Source organism: Stenotrophomonas sp. NPDC077421, from assembly GCF_049545505.1.
Classification (GTDB): domain Bacteria; phylum Pseudomonadota; class Gammaproteobacteria; order Xanthomonadales; family Xanthomonadaceae; genus Stenotrophomonas; species Stenotrophomonas nematodicola.
Genome location: NZ_JBMWDP010000042.1, coordinates 14055 through 32945, shown reverse-complemented (window position 1 = coordinate 32945; position 18891 = coordinate 14055). Strand labels below are relative to the sequence as shown.

The following is an 18891-nucleotide window of genomic DNA, read 5'->3' as shown; positions in this document are numbered from 1 at the left end:
CTCATCAATCGTCCTCTCGTACAAACCGATAGGGGTGCTCGTCTGTGCCGGCCTTCGGAAGTGGTGCTGGAGATCCTGCCGCCTCTGCCCGGACCGTTCCGAAAGGAAGATGGAGAGTTGGTGACCGGGCACGCCGGAAGCTCGACGCCATGATCCCATTGCCAGGCTGGGCTTGCCACCGCTGAGAACCACAGGAGGTCATGCCCGATGCCGGCGCTGAATCCCATGACAAGCGACAGCGCATGGCGCGTCTTCCTGGTGTTCCTGCGACTGGGGCTGACGTCGTTTGGCGGTCCAATCGCCCACCTGAGCTACTTCCGCCTCGAGTTCGTCGAACGCCGCCGCTGGCTGACGGACTGCAGCTACTCCGATCTGGTGGCCCTGTGCCAGCTACTGCCAGGCCCGGCCAGCAGCCAGGTAGGCATGGCGCTGGGCTTGCGTCGCGCCGGCTGGCCTGGCCTGTTGGCCGCTTGGGCCGGCTTTACGCTGCCGTCGGCCGTGCTGATGATCCTGTTCGCTTTGGGCGTTGCCAAATACCAGGCCATCATTGAATCCGGCTGGCTGCATGGCCTGAAGATCGTGGCAGTTGCAGTGGTGGCCCAAGCAGTATGGGGAATGGCCCGATCCCTGTGTCCGGATCGTCTACGGGCAGCGATGGCGGTCTTCGCGGCTGTGTTGACCTTGTCCATGCCCTCGGTCGCCGGCCAGATCGTGGTGATCATCGCTAGCGGACTGCTCGGTCGCTGGATACTGAATATCGAACCGGCTTCCGGCCAATTAGACGGCGGCTATTCCGTCTCGCGAAGAACCGGCACAGTGGCACTGGTGCTACTGGTCCTGCCGCTTGTTCTGCTGCCATTGTGGGCGGTGGCTAGCGGCTCCCCCTTGGCCGTGCTGTTGGAGGGTGTGTACCGCGCTGGCGCCCTGGTCTTCGGCGGCGGCCATGTCGTGCTGCCGTTGCTGCAGACCGCGGTTGTCCAAAGCGGCTGCGTGAGCACGGCGGACCTGCTCGCCGGGTATGGTGCGGCGCAGGCGGTGCCGGGCCCTCTTTTCTCCTTTGCGGCTTACTTGGGGGCTATGGCCGAGGGGTCGCTCGGTGGCTGGGCAGGAGGCCTTGCGCTGTTGGTGGTCATTTTCCTGCCAGCCTTTCTTGTGCTCGTGGGGGTGCTGCCGTTCTGGGAGTTCCTGCGCCACCGCAAGGATCTCCAAGCTTCGATTGCAGGCGTCAATGCCGGGGTGGTCGGCATCCTGCTGGCGGCGTTGTATGACCCGGTGTGGACCAGCGCGATCCATGACCGATGGGATGTCGCGATGGCACTGGTTGCGTTTGGGCTACTGGTCGTTGCGCGTGCTCCGCCGGTCCTGGTCGTGTTGCTGGCTGCCGTGGCGGGTTGGGCGATGACGTGACAACGCCGCCAGGTTGGTCAAGAGCGGCTCGGCAGCGCAACCTGACGTCCGCTTCTGGCCGGAAGCGGACATGCGAGGGCGGTGTCACCGAATTCTCAGGGACGGCAATATTTATGTTGCCGCGTAGCTTGCCAAGGTCGCAGCCTACGGCAACTCGACAACAACCTTGCCCTTGGCCCGGCCGCTCTCGACATAGGTCAGCGCGCTTTGGGTGTCCTGGAACGGGAAGACCCTGTCGATGACAGGGCGGATCGCACCGGACTCGACCAGCGAGGTGATCTCGCTCAGCTGCCGACCTTCGGCACGCATGAACACGAAGGTGTACTTCACCCCTTTCTGCCTGGCCTTGCTGCGGATGCCATGGCTGAGCAGGCGCATGACCTGCTGAATCGGCCAGGCAAGGCCGCGCGCGGCGGCAAAGGTGGGCGTGGGCGGCCCGGAGATGGAGATGAGATGGCCACCCGGCTTGAGAATCTGCAGCGAGCGGGTCAGCTCATCCTTGCCAAGGCTGTTGAGTACCACATCGTAGTCGCGCAGTTCCGTAGCGAAATCCTGCTGCTTGTAGTCGATGACCACGTCCGCGCCCAGGTCCTTGACCCATGCCGTGTTGGCCGTGCTGGTCGTGGTAGCAACGAAGGCGCCAAGATGCTTCGCCAGTTGAATCGCCACGGTCCCGACGCCGCCAGAGCCGGCCTGGATGAAGACCTTCTGGCCCGGTTTCAGCTGCGCGGTTTCCACCAGCGCCTGCCACGCCGTCAACGCAACCAGCGGCAACGAGGCTGCCTCCACCATGTTGAGATTGCTTGGCTTGCGTGCAACAGATGCTGCCTTGACGGCGATGAATTCGGCGAAGGTGCCGATGCGATCATCGTCGGGGCGTGCATACACTTCGTCGCCCGGCTTGAACTGGCGAACCCCAGCGCCCACACGCTCCACCGTGCCGGCCAGGTCATTGCCCAGAACAAGCGGCAGGCGATAAGGCAGGATCACCTTGAACTCCCCGGTCCTGATCTTGGTGTCCAGCGCATTGACGCTGGCAGCGTGTACGCGGATGAGTACATCGTCATCCCGGAGCACCGGCGATGGGGTGTCGCCGAGGTGGCCCGTCTCCTTCTTGCCATAACGGTCGATGAGGAAGGCTTTCATGAGCGGTGTATCTCTGGTGGCGTGGGTGCAGTCAGGCTGCGGGGGCAAGGGGGGCGTCAGTCTTTGAGGAACGCTAGCGCTTCCCGGACGAACTCGGCGTGATACTGGAAAATCCCGCCATGACCTGCGTCGTCGTAGATGACCAGCGTCGCGTGGGGAATGCGGCGCGCCAAGTCGCCGCTGTTGGGGGTTGGGACCATGATGTCGCTGTCACCATTGGCAACCAGCACGGGAATGTGGATGCTGCCCAGGTCCTGGGGCGATTGCCTGCCCCAGGCGGTGATGGCCTTCAGCTGCCGTAGGAACGCGCCGGGTGAGGCCGATCTATCGCGATCGCTCCTGCGCTCCTTGAGCCGTTGCAGGAAGTCGCGCGCCGCCTGTCGGCCGCGGGCGCTGGCGGTGAAGAACAGGTAGTACTTGGGGTCGCGGCGGGTCAGCAGGCCCTTGATGATCAAGGGCCAGGACACGCGACCCACCCGGTCGATACCACGGCCACCCGCAGGCCCGGTACCGGTCAGGATGAGCCGGCGCACGAGATCAGGTGCGTCCAGCACGACCTGCTGCGCGACGAAGCCGCCGAGCGAGAAGCCCAGAAGATCGACGCGGGTCAAGCCCATCGCACGGATCAGGGCGAGGGTATCCCGCGCCATTTCTGCGATGGTCACCGGCGCCGTTCCGCCCGAACCTCCGATGCCCCGGTAGTCGATGGCGATGACCCGATGCCTGCTGGCCAGACCATCAACGATACGCGGATCGAAGTTGTCCAGCACCGCGCCCCAATGGTTGAGCATGACCAGAGGGATGCCGCCCTGTGGCCCAAGTTCACGGTACGCGAACGGCGTGCCAGCGACCTCCAGCGAGCGGGTTGGTGCATTCTCGAACGAAGTGCCCGATGCGGGGCGGGTGTCGGAAATCGTCATGGTGGCGTACCTGTGTGATCAGGACTTCAATCAACGCTGCGATAGCGCTCTGCAGCCTGCGCCTGCCGGATGTCCGAGAGCAGACCCTGACGCGACGCGTCCAGCGTGTCCCAGCGCTCAGCCACATGCAGCGGCGGAATCGTCACGGTCTCACGACGATCGAACCCGACAAGGGCCGCATCGACCAGCTCGCCGACATCCATCACCTCCGACAGCGTATTGATGTCGATGCCGGCACGCTCCCAGATCTCGGTGCGGGTTGCCGCGGGCAGCACGGCCTGTACGTAGACACCTTTGGGCGACAGCTCCAGACTGAGTCCCTGCGAGAGAAATAGCACGAAGGCCTTGGTTGCACCGTAGACGGACATGCCGAACTCGGGTGCCAGACCCACCACCGAGCCGATGTTCACGATAGCGCCTTCGCCCGCGTTGCCCAGTCGCGGGGCGATGGCCGCGGCAAGGCGCGTCAGGGCGAGGATGTTCAGCGTCACCAAGGCGTCGATGCTGTCGGCTGACTGTTCGGTGAAGCCGCCGGATTGAGCAATGCCCGCGTTGTTGATCAGGATGCCGATGCGGGCGTCGTCGCGCAGGCGGGTTTCCACGTTGGCCAGATCGGTGCGCTGGGTGAGATCGGCCGGCAGGACGTCTACGGTGACCCCGGTTTCCTGACGCAGGCGGGCGGCCAGCGTCCCCAGTCGCGCCGTATCGCGCGCGACCAGGACCAGGTTGTGGCCGCGGCGTGCGAAGCGTTCGGCGTAGACGGTGCCGATGCCGCTGGAGGCGCCGGTGATGAGGACGGCAGGAAGCATGCTCATGGTGTGTCTCTTGGAATGTCGTGGGCAAACGGGGGTGTGCAGCGGGGCGATGTTGGACGGGTTACTGCGGCGTATCGGTCAATGCGGGGTAGTCGGTGTAGCCTTCCGCGCCGCCGCCGTACAACGTGGCAGGGTTCAATGCGTTCAAGGGCACGCCGGTCTTCAGGCGTTCAACCAGATCGGGATTGCTGATGAAGGCGCGACCAAACGCAACGAGGTCCACCTTGCCCTCGGTGAGGCGCGTGCTGGCCAGGTCCAGGTCGTAGCCGTTGTTGGCCAGATAGGTCCCCTTGAAGCGACCGCGCAGCCCATCGAAGTCGAAGGGCGCGACGTCACGTGGCCCGCCGGTCGCGCCTTCGACCACATGCAGGTAGACGATGCCCAGCGCGCTGAGCTGGTCGACGATGTAGTCGTACTGCGGCTGCGGGTCGCTGACGGTGGCAATGGCGTTGGCCGGGGAGACCGGCGAGATGCGCACGCCGGTGCGGTCCGCGCCAATCTCCTCCGCTACGCCGGCGGTGACCTCCAGCAGTAGGCGCGCGCGGTTCTCGATCGAGCCGCCGTACGCGTCGGTGCGCTGGTTGGCGCCGTCTTTGATGAACTGTTCCAGCAGGTAACCGTTGGCACCGTGAATCTCCACGCCATCGAACCCGGCGGTGATCGCATTGGCGGCGGCCTGGCGGAAGTCGTTGACGATGCCGGGCAGCTCGTCGATCTCCAGCGCACGCGGCTCGGATACATCAACAAAGCCGTTATGTACGAAGGTCTTGGTCTGCGCACGAATGGCCGAGGCGGAGACAGGCGCGGCATTGCCGGGCTGCAGGTCCACGTGCGAAATGCGGCCCACGTGCCACAGCTGCACGAAGATGCGCCCGCCACGGGCATGCACGGCATCGGTGACCTTGCGCCAGCCATCGATCTGATCCTGCGTGTAGAGCCCCGGCGTGTCCTGGTAGCCCTGGGCCTGCGCCGAGATCTGGGTGGCCTCGGTGATGATCAGGCCGGCCGAGGCGCGCTGGGCGTAGTAGGTGGCGGCCAGCGGGGTGGGTACCAGGCCGGCGCCGGCGCGGTTACGCGTCAGCGGTGCCATCACGATGCGGTTGGCCAGGGTCAGAGGGCCAAGGGGATAGGGCTGGAAGAGTGTCGTGGTCGTCATGTGGTGTGGGGGCGTAATCGTTGAGAGGGCTGTTACGGAGAGGCCTAAAAGCCGTGGGCGCTGCAACTTCACCTCAATGATGTCGACCGTAATCTTAAATGTCAATGGATTGATGATGCCCATAATCTATCCGTGCTATAGTGTCATTCTTCCGCAGTACAGCGTCACGAGACATCGGGTCATGAAGGTCACCAAGGCACAAGCGCAGGCCAACCGGGCGCACATCGTCGAAACCGCATCCACGCTCTTCAGGAAGCGGGGCTACGACGGGGTGGGTGTTGCGGACCTGATGGCGGCCGCCGGCTTTACCCACGGCGGCTTCTACAAGCATTTCGGTTCCAAGGCCGATTTGATGGCCGAAGCCGCGAGCTGTGGCTTTTCAAAATCTGCCGAGGCGCTGGCTGAGGTGGATCAGCGGGCGTTTCTGACCTACTACCTGTCCCGAGAGCACCGGGACGGGCCCGGCGACGGCTGCACGATGGCCGCGCTGTGCAGTGACGCCGCTCGTCAGTCAGCGTCGGTCAGGGCGGCCTTTGCGGCTGGTATTGAAGCTCAGCTCACAGCAGGTGCAGACCAGAAAAATGAAGCCGATACGGCCACCGTTGAAAGCAATCGCGCGCGGCAGATCGCCCTGATCGCTCAGGCGATTGGGGCCATCGTATTGTCGCGATCCTGCCCGGATGATGCGTCGCTCGCGGATGAGATCCTGGACGCCTGTCGGGAGGACATTCTGGCGCGGCTGCCCAGTGGAGCCGCTGCTTGAGGCCCTGCCTCGCGGTTGCGATCGGGTCAAGCTCCCCGCCGGACGGATCACAAGCCTAAGAAGGGCCCGATAGGGTAGTGCTGGCGTGCGGAGCCATCCTTGGATAGCGGAGGCTTGTCCCCTGGACCATTGCGGATGTTCGCTCTTGGCCGGAAGCGGCCCCTAGTCCAACGGGTAGGGCAGGGGCGACGTCCCCCCGGGATTGAGTAGCACGACGGGTTGGAGTCCAATCCTCAACGACAAGGAGATTGGACGTGAAGAAGCGCTTTTCCGAAGAACAGATCATCGGCTTCCTGGCGAAAAAAGTGGTGACCGCACCGGCGCGCAGGTTGCTGGTGCGGAGCATGGTCGAGAAAGGGCTCAGTGAGCGGCGTGCGTTGGTGGTTGCACGCATGAGCGCCAGCGCGCTGCGTTACGAGCCCAGGCCGGACCACAACGTTGAACTGCGTGAGCAGATCGCGGCACTGGCACACCGGCATCGACGTTACGGCGTGGGCATGATCCATCTGAAGCTGCGACAGAGTGGGTTCGTCGTGAACTACAAGCGTGTGGAGCGCCTGTATCAGGAAGCTGGCCTGCAGGTGCGTCGCAGGAAGCGCAAGAAGGTGCCTGTCGGTGAACGTCAGCCCTTGCTGCGCCCGTCCGCCGCCAACCAGGTTTTGCCGCAGGCGATCAGGACAGACAACGGCAAGGAGTTTTGCGGAAAAGCGATGGTGGCGTGGGCTCACGAGAAGGGAATTGCCCTGCGCCTGATCGAGCCGGGGAAGCCGAACCAAAACGCTTACGTTGAGTCCTTCAACGGGCGGCTGCGCGCGCTACGGATAGGCATCAATCGATCTGTCCGGCATATTTGGCTCTGGCATCTCGCCAGTCGGTAAGTCGCCGCCCCAGCCCAACTACAACGCCTTGGCCGGCGTTTCGGCCGCTCCTCAGGGGGGCAGGGGACTGTGTCGTTGTGAGTCGCTCAGCCTCCAGCCCTCGATAGCCTGCCCACTTGCGGGTCGTTCGATCACCGCATGTTTTAGTATGGCGCTCTAGACTCAAGGTGGCCTAGGAGATCGGATTGCAGCTCAGAGCCTGGATGACCCGAGCATGATCTAGGGCGCTTGGAAGGACGCCTCGAATTTCAACATCCGAGAGCCCCATAGACTGGCCTGAAACCCATCTTTCTGTGGAAAGTTCGTATTCCATGCATCCTCCTCGAGTCAAACGTTTCTGCGTTGCGGCATCCATGCATCAACATTTTTTTGCAGTGGTTCGTCTCACCCCAAAAATTCTCTGCCTCGAAAGCTGAAATCTCTGCAATGGCGAGCTAAAGATGCCTGCAACGAACATGAGCCAGCTCCAGCCCGAGCCGGCAAACGCCACAAGACGCGCCACCCATCATTTCGCATAATGTATATTATGTAAACTCACAGATGGAGCCAGGCGGCTCTCCACCAACGCTGTCGGCTTTCCTAATTGTTGTGTTGAGCGCTGCGAATTTGGGGCAGCTTGCGCGGCAACTTGTAGCAATTGATGCGCTGAGCTACGTGCAGTCCCAATGACTCGCTGTGATCTTGGTGCATCACCAATGGTGCGTCGCGAATCTGTTGCATCTCCAATGATGTTGCCAAGGCGTTGCAGCCACGCGCTTTCGAGAGCATCTAATTTGGGAGACGGCTATGACCGTCGGCTTCATTTCTGAGCTAGCTCAGCGGCTTGGACCCTCCAATTTTGAAGAGTCCAAGCGAACAATTCACTTGCTGGCTCCGGTGTCGCGGTCCCCGAGCCCCAACCACGTCAGAACCCCTTGGACTTCGGCGGTGTCAGTCAAGGCGCTGACTGATCCATTCCCATGTCGCCTTGCTGAGGTAGCCTTGGTACTCGCCACGGACAAGCTGGGATACAAAAATCCCGTCATTCTTATCGAGCTTCTGTTGAAGATCGGCAGATAGATCGTGAGCGCTCATATCCCCGGACACCCAGCGGACCGACTCCAGATCAGGATCTGCTACGTTCTGGTAGCGCTCCAGGTGCTTGAGGAACGCAGTCCTCTTTGCGTCGTAGTTGAGGGTCGGCAGGGAATCGTTACGTACAGGGCCAAAAGCTGCCTAAGCAATTGAAACGAAATGATAATTGCCTTATCCCGATAGCGGATCTCCCCGTCTATGGGGCCTGTTCAAGGACTTTCGCTGTATAGCTCAGCGGCGCCACTTCCCTATCAAGGTCGAGATGGTAGTCGCCGAAGCGATTGATGTGGCTGGTCCGATACGGCGACAGGCCGGCCAGGATCTCGGGGGTCAGTTCAATCCCCTCCTTCCGCATCTCAGCCAAGGTCCGGCTCATGCCTTCTACGTTGTGGAGGATGATCATGTTGGCGACCAGCTGGCTGTACTTGATGATCTTGCGCTGCTCGTGTTGGACGTTCTCAGCAATGATCCCCTGGCTGCCAAAGAACACCCATTTTACGAAGCCGTTGTACTCCTCGCTCTTGTTGGTCGCAGCATGGATCGTTTTCCGAATCTCGTTGTCGTCGATGTAGCGCAGCAAGAACAGCGTTCGGACGGCCTTGCCAACTTCCCGGAAGGCGAAGTACAGCTTGTTCTTCCGGCTGTAGGTGCCCAGCCGGCGCAGGATCGAGGACGCGGTGATCTTCCCCAATCGGATTGAGATCACCACCCGCAGCATGTCGTGGAGATGGGTCGCGATCAGTTGCCAGTCGATGCTGTCTCCGAACAGTGCCTGGATGTTCTTATAGGTCCTACCAGGTTCGGGCCGGAAGAATGTCAGATCCTTGATGTTTCGTATCCTGGGCATCAGCTGGATGCCCAGCATGTGGGCCAAACCGAAGACCGGATAGCTTTGGGCCTGCGTGTCGCCATGGACGATCTCGGGCTGGATGTCGGACGTGTTGGCCAGCAGGCCATCGAGGATGTAGATGCCCTCGTGCACGCCACAGGGAATGAAGTGGCTGAACAGCGCCACGTATTTGTCGGACACATGGTAGTAGCCGATGCCGCCGTAGCCGCCGTAGCGGATGTGGTACTCCGACAGCAGGTTGTCCTCGTACACGCTCCACTTGGTGCCATCTGCTGACGCGCTCTTGCCGCTGCCCCAATAGCCCGGCAGGTCAAATTTGTTGTAGGTATTGATGACCTCCACGATGGCCTTCTCAAGGACATCTTCGGTCACGTATTTGAGGTTGAGCCAAGCGACCTGGCGACGGCTGAAGCCCTTGATCGACCGCGCCGTCTGCGTCGGACCCAAGTTGCAGCCATAGCAAAACAGCGTGGTGATCACCCGTCGAGGGAGATCTTCAACCTGGCTCTCGGTGCCGGCGATCGGACGGAAGAATCGGTGCAGATCCAGCCATTGGCTGGCGTCGATCAGGACATCGACGATGCTGGACTCCGGGAGCCGTTCGGCGATGAGGCGGTCCACGGTGGCAATGGCGCTTGAGACCTCGGCGCGTTGCCCCTTCCGCAGTACCAGGCGTCCTTCCAGAATGTCCGCATGAACATTCTCGGGGAAACGCTCGTCAACTTCGTCGGCCAAGTCGGTCAGTTGTGCGCGCAACCCGGCCACGAAAGTCGCAGCGTCGGTGGGCAAGCCTGACACCTGGCCATAGGCTTCCAGTTCCTGGGCCAAGGTGGCTTCATCGACCAGCTGCTCGCGGTAGTCGTCAAATCGTTCGCTGCTCGGGATGAAGAGATCTCCCGACTTCAGTTCGTCCTTGACCTGCACCAGCACGGCCAGCTCGAAGTACTTACGGTGCATCCAGCCGGCGCCTGCCGCGCTGGCCCGCTTGCCAAACACGTGCTGACGCCAGAGCTTGGACATCCAATCGAAGTCCTTTTCCGGGTCCAGGCCGAGGGATGCGACCTCGATCAGCTCACGGCGTTGGTTGCGCAGCGACAGCACCGCTGCAATCAACGGCTCCATGCCGGCATCGTGGCTGGTTGCCCGCAAGTTCATCAGCTCCAGCCCATTGAACAGCAGCGGCCTGACCGCGCCGTAGGGTTGCAGCATGAAAGGCAGATAGTTCTTTCCTGCGTATGCCATATGTTCTTCGCATTCGGCCAACAAGGTCGACACTTCCGCTTCCAGACTGTTATCGATGGCATCCACGCGCTGACTATCGCTGCCGTCGAGCTGATAGGCCTGCAGGATTTCCTTGAGCTGGCCGATCAGGAAGTCGGCCCGCTTGGCATGTTCGAGCTGGTAGGCCAGCAGCTTTTGCTGGGCCGTGTTCTCCAGCCCGCGCACCTGCTTGATGAACAGCTCGGCTGCGTCATCCAGCGTCTTGGCATGCTGGGCGCGAATGAAGATGGTGGCCAACGCATAGCGCTTGTCCGGAGCCAGTTCGGCTAACTCGCTGGCGTCATAGGCGCGAGCCATTGCACGGAATTGCTTGAGCTTGGGCACCGGCACATCGATGGGAGGCAGCTGCTCGGCCAACTGCTGCAGCATGCGGATGTGCTGCAGATAGAACCGGACCTCCTTGTTGGTCGGTCGGCCAGGCTCGCGCTTGAGCGATTGCCAGCCAGTAAATCTGGAGCCTTCCGGTGCGCGCAGCAATTCGTCAATGAGCGTGCGCGTGGCAGGCGTCAGCGCGTGACTGATGCTGCGGTAGTAGCCCAGATTGACCCGCTCACGTGCGCCGATGGCGGCCAGCTCCAGGGTGCGGAAGCCTGGCAGTTCGTAGCGGTGGTGCACCAGCTCTTCGAGCAGGACGTTCACGATGTCCGGGATGGTGTGCTTGGTCTGGGCTGCTCCGGTGGCCACCGTGTCCAGCCAGGCCAAGCCTGATTTGTCCAGGGGATGTACCCCGATGAACTGCCGAAGCTGCGGCATATGGCGGCGCTGGCTACCGGAAGCGTCGTAACGTTCGAGCTGGTCGGTGTCCAATACGCGCCCGAGTCGGGCGGCCTTGGCGATGTGCTTCCGGATCCGCTCGGGCACTTCGGCTAACACCGTGAAGTAACCCAGGCGCTGGAAGAGCTTGAGATGAATCAGTACCGCCAGCTGCGGTCCCGGCTGGGTGGTCAGCTGCTTGGCGAATGCAATCTCAGCGGCGGTGGGGGTATAGATCTCCTCCAGTTCCTTGGCGGTGGGATCAGGCTTCAGTCGCGGGTAGGCGGTCTCGTGAAGGGTAGCCATTGGATCCGGAGGTTATGAGGGGATCAATCCCAGTGCCGGCCGTCGTCTGTATTGAGAGACGCTTCCAGGAAACACTGGTGCGTATCGGCCATGCGGTGCATGTCATCGAGCAACGTGGCCAGGATTTCATCCAGATCCCGGTCGGGATCGGTGGGAACAGTCAACTGGTACTCGCTGCTGGCAGTGTTCAGGCGCACAGCCTGGAACGGGGCCAAGCAGATCTCTTCGATCCGGCCTCGGGCCTTGGCCGCGCCGCGGCCCGTGCGGGCAAACGGGGTCAGCACCATGCGCAGGCGCAGCTGCAAGGCCGGTTTGCCCTCGGGCGCCGGCAGTGCCATCGCCGGTACCGGCGCGGTTGGACTGGGCAGGCTTGCTTCAATGCGGTCACGGGCAAAGGGGTCACGCCCGTCGAGATAGCGCATGGCCGACTGCACATCGCGCCAGCCCACGTACTCCATCAGCGCCTTCATGTCCCAGCCTTGGTCGTTGGCCCAGCTGGCAAAGCCGCGGCGCAACGAATGGCTGCTGTGGAGCCCCGCATCGGCAAAGCCGGCACTGGTCAGCAACTCGCGTAGCAGGCGCACCAAGCTGTTGGGATGCAGGCCCTCGGCGCTCACCTGGCCCCATTGGTTAACCGCCCGAAACACCGGCCCTTCGTGCAGGTCGGCCGCCTGCAGCCACACCTGGGTCGCCTCCACCGGGCACAACCGCGACAACGCCGGCACCTTGTAGGTGACGCCGGCGGCCTGGCGGTCGCCCTTGCTGCGCGGCAGGAAACAGGTCATCCCCTGTCCCGGCACCAGCGTGAGATGGGCCACGTCCAGACGCAGCAGTTCATCGCCACGGAAGCCCCGCCAGAATCCGAGCAGCACCAACGCTCGGTCGCGTTGATGGCGCAGCGCCGCCGCTCCGTCGCCCCGGGCATGCGCCGCCGCGATCGCGGCAGCCAACCAGTCATCGAGCTCGACCAGCCGCCGAATCTGCAGCGGCGCGGCTTGCTTGACCTGGCCCGGGTGCAGGGTCTGGATGCCTTTGAGCACCTTGCGCACCAGCGGCGACCGGGTCGGGTCGACAAAGCCGTGGTCGCGGTGCCAAGAGGCAATGGCGGCCAGCCGGTGGCGAAGCGTGCTGGCGGCTAGGGTCTGCGCATACGCGGCCAGGTACCGCGCCACGCTGTCCGGTGTCGCTGGGAGGTGGCCTTGCCATTCAACCTCGAAGTGCCGCAGCGCCGACGCATAGCTGCGCACCGTGTTCTGGCGCGTGGCTGCATCGAGGTAGCGGTCCAGTTCGGTCACTGGCGCGTGGCCTCCACAGCGACCGGCTGCCGCAGGGTCGACAGGATGGTGCATTCAGCCCGCTGCCCACCGTGGCAACTGGCAATCACCCGTTCCAACTCGGTGGCCATGCGCTCCAGGTCGGCCATGCGCGCCCGCACGTCGGTCAGATGGCTGCGTGCCAGCCGGTCCACGTCCCCGCACGAAAGCTCCTCATCGCCGGCCAGCTGCAGCAGGCTGCGGACCTCCTCCAGGCTGAAGCCTAGGTCCCGGCCGCGCGCAATGAAGCGCAGCCGCTCGATGTCGGCCGGGCCATAGACCCGGTAGCCATTGCCCGAGCGCCCCGGGCGCGGCAACAGGCCGATCCGCTCGTAATAGCGGATCGTCTCCAGGTGGCATCCACTGGCGTCGGCAGCCTCACTGATTTTCATTCGTAGTACGCTTGACTCCGTAGTAGCTACGGACTTTACACTCACCTGCTGTGTCATGCCAGCGACCCGCCCGGGCCCGGCTTCCCTGCGACTGGAGATGTTCCGATGAGTGATTGCGGCTGCCACCACGAGGCCAAGAATGCGCAGGAGCGGCGCGTCCTCTGGATCGCCCTAGCGTTGAACGCGGCGATGGCCGTGATCGGCGGCATCGCCGGCTGGATTGCCCATTCCACTGGCCTGCTGGCCGACGCTCTGGACATGCTGTCCGATGCCACCGCCTATGCCATTGGCCTGGTCGCTATCGGGCGCACGGCGCGCTTCAAGGCCAATGCCGCTTGGGTCAGCGGCAGCGTGCTGCTTGTGCTGGGTGTGGGCGTGTTGGTTGAGGTGGGCCGCCGGGTGATGTACGGCGCCGAGCCGGTCAGCGGCTGGATGATTGGCACCGCCCTGCTGTCGCTGGCGGTCAATATGGCGGTGCTGCGCATGCTGGCACCGCTAAAGTCCGGCGAAGTGCATCTGCGAGCGACGTGGCTGTTCACGCGGGCCGATGTGGTCGCCAATGTTGGGGTGATCCTGGCCGGTCTGTTGGTGTGGTGGCTGGCCAGCCCGTACCCGGATTTCGTGATCGGCGCCCTGATCGGCCTGTATGTGATCAAGGAAGCCTTCGAGATTTTAGGTGATGCCCGCCGGGCAGGTGCCGACGCGCGCAAGACGGCTGCATGACCAGGCTTGGCCGACTGAGCTCGGACTCTGGCGGCTGCGCTTGAACCCGGCACTGTCACGTGGCGCAGCTGGCCCCCGACCTAATCCGTCGCAGCTCAATCTGCGTGACCGTGCGGAAGCTCAGGCAAAACGTTAACTTTCTGTTCTTCGGATGCCGGATTCCGTCAATTTCCCGCGCCAGCTTTTGCCTGGCCACCTGACTCGCAGAGGCCACTCGAGCCCGCGAGATTGATGAATAAGCGTCAGCTTGCTGATGAGCGGTACCCAAGGTATCTTTCCGGCCTCAAATGTATCAGTCCTAGCCACACGTGCCTTCCATTGTCATCCATGCCAAGCGCTACGCTCTGGCACTGCTGCTCGCAGTGATGATCATCGTGCCTGTCGTTGATGCTTCGGTCTGCTTCTCTGAGGAGCAGTCACACCAGGAAGTGGCAGGGCCAGGCGATGGCCACCCCGATAAGGCGCATGCCGCTTGTGGTCACGGTCACTGCCACCACAGCAGCACTTTTGTGGCGTCCAACGGTTTCACCAGTGCCGAAGCCGCAAGAAATGAAGGCGGGCACACGTTCTACGAACAGCCCATGACGTCCCACATCCCGGACACGCTGATTAGACCTCCCAGGCTTTGATCGCATAAAAGGCGCAACGCGCCTGTCAGTCCTTCTGCGATCACCTTTGTGTAGGTCTTTCCATGAACACATCTTGTTGCTGGGCGCTCCGTGCGCTCGGCCGACGCGTGGCTGCACGTGCAGTCGCCGGCCAGTACTGCGCCGCCTTGAAGAAGGCGACCTGAATGCCCTTCTCAACATCTACCAATCTCCGAACTGCACGCGATCGAGCGGCACTACTGATGGCAACCTCCGTGCTTGCCATCGGCGCATCTCTTGGTGTGCGCGATTTTGGGCCTGTCGACGAACCGAGATTTGCCTTGGTTGCCACCCAAATGGTGGCAACCGGAAGCTCGCTGTTCCCGCGTCGGGGAGCGGAGCTGCACCCAGACAAGCGTCTCTTCATGTGGATCTCGGCTGCACTGCTGTCACTGACCCAAAACCTGCGGACCGCGGTCCTGGCCCCTTCGCTGGTGTCAGGCGTTGCATATGTGTGGATGGCTTTCCATCTAGGAACGCGCAATGGCGGCCGTGTGCGCTAGGGGCGCGCGCGGTGGTCAATAAAAAGGAATCACCAATGCATTACGTGAAAACAGAATTCAACCGAGGCAGTTCGCGCGGGGGCCTAGGCTCAGATCCACTGGGCCGTCTTGGCAAGCCCATCTGCGGCCCGCAGCTGGGCGTCAACACGTTGATTATCATCGTGGCGATGTACTTCACGTTCTTTCTCAACAGCGCGTTCTTCGCAGAAGTAATTGCGAAGAGTGGTGCGGACGGAGCAGCTCGTGCGCTACTTGTTATCTCTACGGGAGCGATCCTCACTGCCTTGAATGTGCTCATTCTCGGATTGCTATGCGTTCGATGGACGGTGAAGCCGGTTCTTGCATTGCTTCTCGTCGTGTCCGCTACTGCTGCCTACTATTCAGACAATTACAGCGTCTACTTCGACGCCAGCATGGTACGAAATGTGCTGAAGACCGACGGCGCTGAAGCCGGAGAGTTGCTGACCTGGGGCTTCTTTCTTGCGGTACTAATTAAAGGCGTCGTGCCAGCTATCGCGGTATGCATGGTAAGGCTCCAACGTTCTTCCAATGTGACGCGGGCGATACTTGCAAGAGTGCTTCTACTTGGCATGGCGGTTGTTGTAATCGTTGGCGCGGCAATTGCGTCATTCGACGACCTCTCATCACTCATACGCAATCACAAGCAAGTCAGATACCTTGCAAACCCTGGAAACTACATCGCTTCCATTGCGAAGGTTGTGCGAGAAGACACCCGTGCGGAGCGCGGTCCGATCCAAGTGGTTGGCCCCGATGCCATGATGACGCCTCATCCGCCAGGCGCGAAGCCCCACTTCTTGGTCATCGTTGTAGGTGAGACGGTTCGTGCGCAGAACTGGGGTTTGAATGGATACGGCAGACAGACAACGCCACAGTTGGCAGCGTTGGACGTCGTCAACTTCTCGGACGTGACTGCCTGCGGGTCAAATACTGAAGTTTCCGTGCCTTGTATGTTCTCGGTGTATGGAAGGCGAGACTACGATCGAGACAAGATCAGGGGCTCAGAGTCGCTGCTCCATGTGCTTGAGCGAGCTGGCATCAAGACGTTATGGCGGGACAACCAGACAGGTTGCAAGGGGGTTTGCGCGGACCTGGCGTTTGAGTCCTTCCGCGTGCCTACCAAGGATGGGTTGTGCGATGACCAAGCGTGTCGCGATGAGATCATGTTGCGGGGATTGCATGACGCTATCGATGACAATCCGGGTGATGTTGTGGTCGTTCTGCATCAGCTGGGGAACCACGGGCCGAGCTACTACAAGCGATATCCCGAGGATCTGAGGAAGTTCACGCCTGACTGCCGCAATGCAGATCTGGGCAAGTGCACGCGCCAGCAGATCGTCAATGCGTATGACAACGCAGTCCTTGCGACAGATGACTTCCTTGGAAAGACCATCCGGATGCTTGAGCAGGATCAGAGCCATGACACTGGATTGATCTACGTTTCCGACCACGGTGAGTCACTGGGAGAGGCGAACGTCTATCTCCACGGTCTCCCCTATGCCATTGCTCCCGACACTCAGATCAAAGTGCCCATGGTCATGTGGATGTCCGAGGGCATGAAGAGCAGCAACAACCTGGACCTTCAATGTGTCCGGGACCGATCAAACCGCCCGGCCAGCCACGACAACCTCTTCCATTCTGTACTCGGCCTCATGAACGTCCGGACGAAGTCGTTGGACGAAAGCCTGAATCTTTTCTCCGGTTGTTCCATCAACGCCGGGTCCACTTCATAACGGGCGACAACGAGCACGCTGCTGGAAGCGCCCAGCAGCGGCTCTTGGGGTCCTAAATTAAGGAAGCAACACAGTGGCAGATATGTACGGTCATCGTCCGCGGAGCATTGCCCGCGTTTTCAAGGCGCTCCGCTGGTCCCTCCAAGGACTACGATCAGCTTGGCTGCATGAATCCTCGTTTCGACTCGAGGTTGTCGCGGCCGTGGTGGCACTACCGGCAGCGATTCTGCTGGGCCACTCAGCGGTTGAGCGAGCACTTCTAATGGGGAGCGTGCTGGCTGTTCTGGCCTTGGAGCTGCTGAACTCCGCCATCGAAGCGGTTATCGAACGGTATGGCCCAGAGATCCATGAGCTGGCGGGTCGCGCTAAAGATATGGGTTCGGCCGCTGTGTTCGTGGCTCTTTGCAATGTCGCCCTCACATGGGCCGTTATCCTTGTGGGTTGATTCCCTGGGTCCCGACCTGAACGGGGCTAGGGTGCGTTCAAGCACAGCCACCGTAGTGTTTTTATGTAATTGTATCCGTCCAAAAGAGGTTGCTAACCTTTCCCAATGCGTCGCTCTCTGCCTGCTATTCGTATATACCTGATGCTGCTGCTTTTGGCGGCGTTCGTGGTCGTGCCTGTGGCCGAGGCATTGGCGTGCGCGCAAGAAGCGACGGTCAGCGTGGGCGATGTGCACGCCTTGCAAAGTGATTCAGACTCCGAGTCGAGCAAGAGCAAGGATTCGTCCAGTGCCGATGCCTGTGGCCATGGGCATTGCCACCATTCAACGGCAAGCCTCCCAGCTGCCGGTCACGACGATCTGTTCGCCGATGGCCGGATCTCGCTGCACAGTACCGAGCACGTGGACGTCTACGCGCTACGACTCGACGGTCCCATGCGCCCCCCCCGTATCTGATCTGGCTCTGCCTCGCACTTGCGGGTCGTTCGCTCAGATAATTTACGGGAGTTTTTATGTCGATTTTGCCAGGCCGGTCGCTTTCAGCGACCGGGTTGACTGTCGCTATTCTGTTGGCGTTGGTGCCAATCGGACATGTAGCTGCTCAAACTGCACCATCTTACGAATCGTTGCTTTCTCGCTTGAACCAGATGCCTGCGACGGTCCAAGGCGTCGCGCTGGCTGAGGCAGCCGAGGCGCGGGTACAACAGGCTCGGGCACTGCCCAATCCGACGGTCTCCATCGAAGCGGAGAACGCCTACGGCACTGGTCCCTACAAAGGTTTCTCAAACGCTGACAGCATTGTCACCCTCTCCCAGCCGCTGGAGATTTGGGGTCAACGAGGGGCCCGAGTGCGCGCCGCGCGTGCGGAGGCTGGGGCTGCAGGCTTGCGGGGTGATCTGATGCGCAGTGACGCAGCGGGTCGCCTGGCGGCGACATACGCCGAAGCAGAGGCTGCGCTGCGCCGATATGAGTTGGCCAGCGAGGCATTGGCCTTGATTGAACAGGACGCCAAGGCGGTAGCTGCGATGGTCAGCGAGGGACGTGAGCCCAACCTGCGCGGTGTGCAGGCACGGAGCGAGGTCGCCAATGCAAAGGCAAGCCTGGATGAGGCCGAGGCCTACCGGGATGCGGCGCTTGCTCGCCTGGCCGGCGTGTCCTTGGTGGACAGCCCCCTGACCGACATCGGTGAAAGCCTGCTTGACCGCGTGCCCTCTCACCCAGTCGCTATTGAGGTCGCCCCGCTTGCCGTTCGCATTGCCCAAGCTGAAGCGGAAGCCTCCGGCCGCCTTATCGATGTCGAGCGCAAGCGTGCGTTGCCACAACTGAGTGCATCCGTGGCTCAGACGCGCTTCCGCCAAGCGGGCGACCAAGCTTACAACGTGGGCATCAGCCTTTCGATCCCCCTATTCGATCGTAACCGCGGTGCGATCCAGGCGGCCTATGCGGAACAACGTGCTGCCGAAGCGGTTCTGGAGGCTCAGAGGCGTGACAGTGAGGCGGCCCGTTTGGGAGCGGTAGCGAGTCTCAAGGCATCCAACAGCCGCGTACGAGCAGCGGATGAAAGCGTACAGGCCGCAGATGAAGCCTATCGGCTGGCCCGCATCGGATTCGAGGCAGGTCGTATATCGCAATTGGAGCTGCGCAGCACGCGATCAACCCTGATCGCTGCGCGTGGCAGTGCTGTGGATGCCCGTCTTAGCCGGGTGGCAGCAGAAATCGACCTCGCCCGCCTTGAAGGGCGCGCACCGTTTGTGGAGGCAAAATGAACAAG

15 protein-coding genes and 2 pseudogenes are annotated in these 18891 nt (G+C 61.8%); 10 read left to right on the top strand and 7 right to left on the bottom strand.

The features are described 5' to 3' along the window. Both ACPEH1_RS17785 and chrA read left to right on the top strand, forming a co-directional pair. Positions 1-153: pseudogene (locus tag ACPEH1_RS17785) on the top strand (arsenate reductase (glutaredoxin)); the annotation flags it as partial. 54 nt (positions 154-207) lie between these two features. Next, on the top strand, positions 208-1407 hold the full coding sequence (gene chrA, locus ACPEH1_RS17780) for a chromate efflux transporter (protein WP_017355490.1): 1200 nt from the start codon (positions 208-210) through the stop codon (positions 1405-1407). A 144-nt stretch (positions 1408-1551) separates the two neighbouring features. Here the strand turns inward: chrA and ACPEH1_RS17775 are convergent, their stop codons facing one another. The 4 genes from ACPEH1_RS17775 to ACPEH1_RS17760 all read right to left on the bottom strand — a co-directional run bounded on the left by ACPEH1_RS17775 (position 1552) and on the right by ACPEH1_RS17760 (position 5444). Continuing rightward, on the bottom strand, positions 1552-2553 hold the full coding sequence (locus ACPEH1_RS17775; RefSeq protein ID WP_287256268.1) for an NADP-dependent oxidoreductase: 1002 nt from the start codon (positions 2551-2553) through the stop codon (positions 1552-1554). A 56-nt stretch (positions 2554-2609) separates the two neighbouring features. Further along, entirely contained in the window at positions 2610-3473 is an 864-nt protein-coding gene (locus tag ACPEH1_RS17770) for an alpha/beta fold hydrolase (protein WP_017355492.1), read from the bottom strand. Positions 3474-3499: 26 nt separating this feature from the next. Further along, on the bottom strand, positions 3500-4288 hold the full coding sequence (locus ACPEH1_RS17765) for an SDR family NAD(P)-dependent oxidoreductase (RefSeq protein ID WP_017355493.1): 789 nt from the start codon (positions 4286-4288) through the stop codon (positions 3500-3502). Between the two features lie 61 nt (positions 4289-4349). After that, on the bottom strand, positions 4350-5444 hold the full coding sequence (locus ACPEH1_RS17760) for an alkene reductase (protein ID WP_423716137.1): 1095 nt from the start codon (positions 5442-5444) through the stop codon (positions 4350-4352). A 181-nt stretch (positions 5445-5625) separates the two neighbouring features. Between ACPEH1_RS17760 and ACPEH1_RS17755 the strand changes: the two genes are divergently transcribed. Together ACPEH1_RS17755 and ACPEH1_RS17750 are read left to right on the top strand one after the other, a co-directional pair. Then, entirely contained in the window at positions 5626-6207 is a 582-nt protein-coding gene (locus ACPEH1_RS17755; protein WP_423716136.1) for a TetR/AcrR family transcriptional regulator, read from the top strand. A 227-nt stretch (positions 6208-6434) separates the two neighbouring features. After that, a pseudogene (locus tag ACPEH1_RS17750) lies at positions 6435-7019 on the top strand (IS3 family transposase); the annotation flags it as partial. Positions 7020-8355: 1336 nt separating this feature from the next. Here the strand turns inward: ACPEH1_RS17750 and ACPEH1_RS17745 are convergent. From ACPEH1_RS17745 to ACPEH1_RS17735, 3 genes are read right to left on the bottom strand one after another with little or no spacing between them, the layout of a single operon-like run. Beyond that, positions 8356-11349 carry a Tn3 family transposase gene (locus tag ACPEH1_RS17745; protein ID WP_017355001.1) on the bottom strand — a complete coding sequence of 998 codons (2994 nt, stop codon included), beginning with the start codon at positions 11347-11349 and terminating at the stop codon, positions 8356-8358. 23 nt (positions 11350-11372) lie between these two features. Further along, entirely contained in the window at positions 11373-12644 is a 1272-nt protein-coding gene (locus ACPEH1_RS17740; RefSeq protein WP_017355000.1) for a site-specific integrase, read from the bottom strand. Further along, on the bottom strand, positions 12641-13054 hold the full coding sequence (locus ACPEH1_RS17735) for a MerR family transcriptional regulator (RefSeq protein ID WP_014159604.1): 414 nt from the start codon (positions 13052-13054) through the stop codon (positions 12641-12643). Before ACPEH1_RS17735 ends, ACPEH1_RS17740 begins: the two co-directional genes overlap by 4 nt. A 105-nt stretch (positions 13055-13159) precedes the next feature. Here ACPEH1_RS17735 and ACPEH1_RS17730 point away from each other — a divergent pair, with 105 nt between their 5' ends. The 6 genes from ACPEH1_RS17730 to ACPEH1_RS17705 all read left to right on the top strand — a co-directional run bounded on the left by ACPEH1_RS17730 (position 13160) and on the right by ACPEH1_RS17705 (position 18886). After that, on the top strand, positions 13160-13777 hold the full coding sequence (locus ACPEH1_RS17730; protein ID WP_014159605.1) for a cation transporter: 618 nt from the start codon (positions 13160-13162) through the stop codon (positions 13775-13777). Between the two features lie 308 nt (positions 13778-14085). After that, positions 14086-14406 (top strand): hypothetical protein, encoded by a 321-nt coding sequence (locus ACPEH1_RS17725; protein ID WP_062167471.1) that lies wholly within the window; start codon positions 14086-14088, stop codon positions 14404-14406. A gap of 556 nt (positions 14407-14962) precedes the next feature. After that, complete coding sequence (locus tag ACPEH1_RS17720) at positions 14963-16678, top strand: phosphoethanolamine transferase (RefSeq protein WP_017354999.1); 1716 nt, start codon at positions 14963-14965, stop codon at positions 16676-16678. Between the two features lie 73 nt (positions 16679-16751). Then, a complete protein-coding gene (locus tag ACPEH1_RS17715; RefSeq protein WP_017354998.1) occupies positions 16752-17123 on the top strand; it encodes a diacylglycerol kinase in 372 nt (123 codons plus the stop codon). A gap of 141 nt (positions 17124-17264) precedes the next feature. After that, positions 17265-17576, top strand: a complete 312-nt coding sequence (locus ACPEH1_RS17710) for a hypothetical protein (protein ID WP_017354997.1) — start codon at positions 17265-17267, stop codon at positions 17574-17576. Between the two features lie 56 nt (positions 17577-17632). Beyond that, complete coding sequence (locus ACPEH1_RS17705; protein ID WP_017354996.1) at positions 17633-18886, top strand: TolC family protein; 1254 nt, start codon at positions 17633-17635, stop codon at positions 18884-18886. Positions 18887-18891 lie beyond the last annotated feature (5 nt).

Coding starts and splice junctions, on each gene's coding strand:
- ACPEH1_RS17770 (WP_017355492.1), bottom strand. CDS start 3,473: ATGACGATTTCCGACACCCGCCCCGCATCGGGCACTTCGTTCGAGAAT.
- ACPEH1_RS17775 (WP_287256268.1), bottom strand. CDS start 2,553: ATGAAAGCCTTCCTCATCGACCGTTATGGCAAGAAGGAGACGGGCCAC.
- ACPEH1_RS17710 (WP_017354997.1), top strand. CDS start 17,265: ATGCTGCTGCTTTTGGCGGCGTTCGTGGTCGTGCCTGTGGCCGAGGCA.
- ACPEH1_RS17735 (WP_014159604.1), bottom strand. CDS start 13,054: ATGAAAATCAGTGAGGCTGCCGACGCCAGTGGATGCCACCTGGAGACG.
- ACPEH1_RS17760 (WP_423716137.1), bottom strand. CDS start 5,444: ATGACGACCACGACACTCTTCCAGCCCTATCCCCTTGGCCCTCTGACC.
- ACPEH1_RS17720 (WP_017354999.1), top strand. CDS start 14,963: ATGCATTACGTGAAAACAGAATTCAACCGAGGCAGTTCGCGCGGGGGC.
- ACPEH1_RS17730 (WP_014159605.1), top strand. CDS start 13,160: ATGAGTGATTGCGGCTGCCACCACGAGGCCAAGAATGCGCAGGAGCGG.
- chrA (WP_017355490.1), top strand. CDS start 208: ATGCCGGCGCTGAATCCCATGACAAGCGACAGCGCATGGCGCGTCTTC.
- ACPEH1_RS17705 (WP_017354996.1), top strand. CDS start 17,633: ATGTCGATTTTGCCAGGCCGGTCGCTTTCAGCGACCGGGTTGACTGTC.
- ACPEH1_RS17765 (WP_017355493.1), bottom strand. CDS start 4,288: ATGAGCATGCTTCCTGCCGTCCTCATCACCGGCGCCTCCAGCGGCATC.
- ACPEH1_RS17755 (WP_423716136.1), top strand. CDS start 5,626: ATGAAGGTCACCAAGGCACAAGCGCAGGCCAACCGGGCGCACATCGTC.
- ACPEH1_RS17745 (WP_017355001.1), bottom strand. CDS start 11,349: ATGGCTACCCTTCACGAGACCGCCTACCCGCGACTGAAGCCTGATCCC.